Here is a 5845-nt window from a genome sequence, read left to right as displayed (position 1 = left end):
TTGACTAATCCCAATTCTAAACTGATCAGTGAGATTGGTACTGGAGAAGGGAAATCACGAATCAGCATGATTTTGGCTGCCTGCCAGGTTGCACAAGGAAAAACTGTCGATTTCATGACTAGTGACATGTCTTTGGCTGAGCGTGATTTCTTGACTTATAACGATTTTTTTACGTCTTTAAACATTAATACCAGTCTGATTTCTTTAAATACACCCAAGCAGTTATATCAACGTGGGGGTGTCAACTTTACTGACAATAGCCAATTATTATTGCTGCGTAACCGCAGTGACATTATTCAAGATCCTTTTGCTTTTCTTGATCCGGATGCAAGCAAGCGTTGCTTGCTGATTGATGAGGTAGATAAATTTATTCATGATAAGGCTAAAGATGCGTATAACTATGCGGCGCCTTCGCAAAATTTGAAAGATTTTACCTGGGTTTATCCCTTATTGGTACGTTTTGTTCATGATTATTTAAAGGCAAATCCAGAAACAACATTTAAACCAGAAGAGTTAGTCCAACAATTCATGGACTATGTTGAACAAAAAGATTTTGATGAATATCATTTGGCAAATCTGGCTCTTTTGCAGGAGAGTCAGAATCAGCAATTAGTAACTTGGTTGAAGTCAGCGCATACTGCTTTGCATATGAAGGCTGATCATGATTACAAAGTCTCATCTGAAGAGGAGTCTAAGCTAGTACGTGTTCGCGATGCGGACGGATATGTGCGTTATAGCCGTTCAATTCTGGTATTAGATACTGGACGCCCAGTTGAAGGCGCTTCTTTTGCCCTAGGGGTGCATCAATGTCTGGGTGCTATTGAAAATCAGAATGCTGGCAAAGAATCTTTTATAATTTTACCTGAAAATGAAACCCAAAGATCACTCTTCCCAGTAAGCTTTATTGAGCAATATCATGAAGGAGCTTTGTATGGTTTGAGTGGTACTGCACGACATGAAGCTCCTGTTGCCAATGAACACATTAATTATGAAAAATATGATTATTTGATTGTTCCTCGTCATAAAACAGTACGCCGCGAAGATAAAAATATTTGGCTTGCTAAAAATGAAGCACAGCAAATTGCGTTTTTAAAGAGAAGTCTACGTGAAAAACTCTCAGAAAATCCACAACGTCCCATCTTGTTAATTTGTAAAAATGATAAACAAAGCGAATGGATTCATGAAATTTTAACCAAAGATAATGAGTTACAACAGCTCATGAAGAAATGTACTCGCGTGCATGGCTTAACGGATAAGAACGATGAAAAAAATGCGGTAAAAAATGGTGGTGAGCCCGGTAATGTGACCATCTCAACGGTGGGAATGTTTGGTCGTGGTGTCGACATTAATGCTGCTAATTTATTTGTTTGTTCTTTATATGTGCCTACTTTTGAAGATGAACAGCAAATTAAGGGACGTACTGGTCGTGCTGGTAAAGAAGGAGAATATCGCATGATTCCCAATATGCTCGATCCGGATTGTCCACTTAATGGCAAGACTTTTAATATACGCAATAAGATTGATAAAGCCCAAAGAGCTATGGCACTACAAGCAGCCAAACAGGAAGAAGTCGCTAAACTCTATGCCCATTTCCTGGAATACATACATCAAGCATTCATAAAGACTATGAGCAGCGCAGAAAATATACAGCAGCCACGATTACTGCAAACTTGGCAGCGATATTTAAATGATTTACAAAAAGCATGGGATCTGCAAAGAGAAGCTATGTTGGATATGCTTGATCATTCCAATGAAGAAGAGTTTAATCAAGTATTTAATACGTTTACAGATACTTGGAAAGGAAAAGCACCAATTGATGAGCAGAGCAAGCAAGATGCTTCTTTTGCCGATACGTCAACAACGACTTATACTGCTTTATCACAACATAAAACCTTCTTTAAGCCCCAAAGAACCGCAATTGGAAAACAGCTAAAATATGATGTTGCTGATGATGGTCAGGCCAGAGTGTATTCTTCATTATTTGCGCAAGAATTTGCCCTTTTTAAGGGGGACCGTGTTATTTTTGCTAATACACGCGCCTGGCTTGATGGGCGTGGTGTTCTTTTCGCCGATTTAAAGGCTACATTGCGTGGAGAACGCCCTTTATTTGCTAATTTACGCGCTACGATTTCACGTTTAATAGACGAATTCAAAGCCAAGAACACAACAACGACTCAACTTGAAGAGGATACGCTATCAGGTGATCAGGAGCCCAATGATCCTGAACAATCAGAATTTGGGTTTGGCTCTGCTTTGTAGAATTAAAGCAATATAAGTTTATTGCCGTGAGATAGAACATGTATCCTGCCGTCCCTTTTATGTGACAAAATAGCCTGGCGACTTCAACCAGGCTATCTTTAGAAACACGTCCTATACCTTATGGCAATGGTTTAAAACCTACCTGCCCGCACTGGCCATCATAAAAATAGTCGTAAATGTACAATGGGCGCCGACCAGTATTCACGAAAATCTGCCCTGTTGTGGCGCTATTAACCCATTGTACTACAGTAGGGGTTGGGCTATCACTAGGCGGATTACCATGAACTGCGTTAAAACTATACTCCAACGACGGTGTATTTACAGCCCCCATTAAGATCCCCATATAGACTCCAAGCGGTACTTCATTATTGGCGTTGTGAGTTCCTGCTGGCCATTGATCTTTAGGTAATTCAATAAACATCGAGTCAATTCCAACATCGAGAAGTGCTGTACCGCAGAACTGATTAGGTGACGGAGAATTGGGAAAACTATAGCAGCCCGCCTGAGGATAAAAATCACCGGGCACGGTTGGATTAGACACCAGGTTGATAACATCATAATTAGTGTTCGAGGTAATACCAAGAGTTAATCCAGTCGTTGTCGAGTTATCATTCGGTGTGAGGTAATAACCCGGGCTCAAATCGGTTCCATTTTGAGTATTCGTTATATGAAGAAAAGCATTAGCCGTAGGTGAGTTAAACAAATCACCTGCGGTGGTGCTATTGCGGTTGAAACCAACGCCCAAATAATGCAAATTCGGTGAAGGAGGATTTGAATAACACGACTTGGTAGTCGGTCCGCTACAATAGGCATTGTTAATCCCCAGTACCATTATTGGTTGCGTCATCACTACGCCACTGGCTAGCTTCACTCGTACCGGAGCTAAGTAGTAATTACCAGAATAAGTATTTCCGCTGCTGTCATAATATTTGACCCCTGGCGCCCCAGGGCCGATCACATTCCCATTATGTGGTAGCTCATGACTCGGAACAAGAACGCCCAAAGAACCAGTGTCAATCGTGAAAGAAGTGAGCGAATTCTGAGCCGCGTTCTCATTGTAGCCTACATCAGCCATGACATCTAATGCATTTGGGAGTGTACTCACCAGTGGCACCTGATAGCTCGCACTGCCATAACTGCAGGATGGTGGGATGTTTTGCGGCAACACTTGTGTTACACCGAGCGCGGCCCCATTATTGCTGCTATCGCTAATCCAGGCATTGATCGAAATATTATTTGGAAACGACTGGCCACTGTAGGTAAAAGTTACATCTTCTGTGCTCGAAGTAGTTGATGTAGGCGAAATCACTCCATCCGGTGCGCCATAAACATCGACATGAATTGGGTTATTCGCACTGGGAATAAGTGGCTGCCCTTGAGAATTGCACGGTGACATGTGGATCGTAAATTGCTGTATAGGATTAGGCGTACTCCCTATCGAATTGCTAACCCGGCTTACTGCTGGCGAAAAAACAATGACGCTTGGCTGACACGTCGATGGTGAGGGGGGAGCGGTAACAGTGATGGTTGCTACATTTGTATTACTCGCTGAAAATAGGCAATATCCATTACCATTCATACTGCAACCAGTTGGCGAATAACCTGGTGTATTTACTTTAATTCCTGCAAAGGAATAAGTACGATTTGGTATGGTCGTAAGTATGCTTAAGGTTAAGGCTGACACATTATAATTTTGACAAGACAAAGCCGCTTTTCCATTTAAGCAGAGGGTAATATTCACATTACTTGGTGTGCCTGTTGCAGAAACATTAAAGAGCAAGCCACTTCCGGCAAACACGCATTGACAAACAATCAAAAACAACGCAACACTTATATTCCTTAAGCAGTGTATCATAAATTAATCCATTAGTTATAAATTGAGTTAAACAACAATTGAACACATTACGGCATTAGCGTAATCATGACCGGTATGCAACGTATTAAGCAACTGAGTGGTATTTTTATGCAACCTACCCTGCCCTAAATAAAAGAACTTATAACCGCACTCCAACGGTGCGGGACCAAAAAAGTTATTGAATTTAACTCCAACACCAGTCATTGCGCTAAATGTAGTAGCAGTATGTCCTGAAAAAACATTATCAGGGATGGTTACACCATCATCGAGTGATTGTTCTTGAAAATTGCTTGTACGCATAAAGTTTGGACCAATACCTAAATCAAGAGTTAATGCATATTTCGGAGATTTTGTATGAATCATTGATTTGGCTACCGCATAAACTGGGTAGTGAGTGACCTTATATCCATAGGATAAATTAGTAAATAAATCCTCTTGAACCACATAACCAGAGACACCTGTTTTCGCGAGATAAAAGGCATTAACTCCATAAGCCATGTTGAATAAATCTTTTTCTTGACCATCAATGAAATAACCTAAACCAACTAAACCATTGCTACTTTGACTTCTGGTTACCGTGAAATCATCGCCGATCAAGTCTTCGATGTTTATATGCTGTGCGTTCCCTTGATTACTCCAATACCCTCCCAATTGCACAACAGCATGCCCATGAAGATTAAATGCAAATACCTGGAGTGTAATAGAGAATAAAGCAATTGACGAGATAAGTTTGATTGATTTCATAGTATCTCTTTCATCCTTGTTTGTAAAAAACAGGAGCTTTTTTACTATATCAGAATTAGCAAGTCAACTTTAGTTTTCCCACATATCTAGCATGAATTCTTCAAATTGTCTCCACCACTAATATTTTCTCTAATTCATGTGGAGCTAACTTAATTTTTAGTTTATTAATGATAGTTAATATATCTTTAGGTGTTTTCGCAATATAATTTGGCTTAGAGAGCACAAGAATTTCTTCCGAATTAAATCCCCATGAAACAGCGATAGAATTTATATCGCACTTTTGGGCTGCGTCTACATCACGTGTTTCATCTCCAATATAAAAGGTATGTGATGAGTTCATTTTATGAGATTTCATTATTTTTTTTAGTATCTGTTTCTTGCCAAAATAGTTAGACTCCTCATAAATAAAATCAAATAAATGCCGAATTTTATAGCGCTCAAGCCATAAAGCCACATTTTCCGAGGAATTTGAAGTTAATATGCCTAAGCAGCAATCTAAATGATGCAGTTCTGTCAGCACTTCAGGAATATCGATAAAAGTAGATAAAGCAGGTATGTCATCACGTACATATCCTCTCGCCTTACTCAAGATACCAGGTAGCTTATAAAGAGGGATTTTTAGATACTTAATAAGCGCTCGTGACGTTAGGCTTTTTAATTTATCTATTTCTGTTGGGTTTATTTTGCGAAAATTAAATTCATCAGCCAAGATATTAAGCTTTTGCACCGCAACGCAAAAGCTATCCACTAAAGTACCATCAAAATCAAATATTAAATTAAATTTTTTATCTGCATGCATGATTTCTCTTTCCAACTCCTGTTGCAAACTAACGTGCATTTCCAATCGCTCTAAACAAATCGAATTTCAGACGCTACACGCAAACAATCAGTATTATATCCTTGATATTCAATATCACAATCTTTATTTCCAGCCTTGTGCCTTGTGGGGGTCACTGCCATTAAGTTAAGAAAATCTGTCATCCCGCG

The 5845-nt window shown here is 39.7% G+C and carries 4 protein-coding genes; 1 reads left to right on the top strand and 3 read right to left on the bottom strand.

Features of this window, described 5'->3' with window-relative positions; all coding sequences use genetic code 11:
- On the top strand, window positions 1-2259 hold a 2259-nt coding region (locus LDG_RS03315), incomplete at its 5' end, for a helicase-related protein (RefSeq protein WP_040534324.1).
- Window positions 2260-2377: 118 nt separating this feature from the next.
- Here the strand turns inward: LDG_RS03315 and LDG_RS03310 are convergent.
- The 3 genes from LDG_RS03310 to LDG_RS03300 form a co-directional block, all read right to left on the bottom strand.
- Window positions 2378-4114, bottom strand: a complete 1737-nt coding sequence (locus tag LDG_RS03310; protein ID WP_006869723.1) for a hypothetical protein — start codon at window positions 4112-4114, stop codon at window positions 2378-2380.
- Window positions 4115-4141: 27 nt separating this feature from the next.
- Window positions 4142-4858: a hypothetical protein gene (locus tag LDG_RS03305; protein WP_006869722.1), complete on the bottom strand. Its 717-nt coding sequence runs from the start codon at window positions 4856-4858 to the stop codon at window positions 4142-4144.
- 100 nt (window positions 4859-4958) lie between these two features.
- Window positions 4959-5657, bottom strand: a complete 699-nt coding sequence (locus LDG_RS03300) for an HAD hydrolase-like protein (protein ID WP_006869721.1) — start codon at window positions 5655-5657, stop codon at window positions 4959-4961.
- Window positions 5658-5845 lie beyond the last annotated feature (188 nt).

This window comes from Legionella drancourtii LLAP12 (assembly GCF_000162755.2).
Classification (GTDB): domain Bacteria; phylum Pseudomonadota; class Gammaproteobacteria; order Legionellales; family Legionellaceae; genus Legionella; species Legionella drancourtii.
This window is presented reverse-complemented; position numbering and strand designations above follow the sequence as displayed.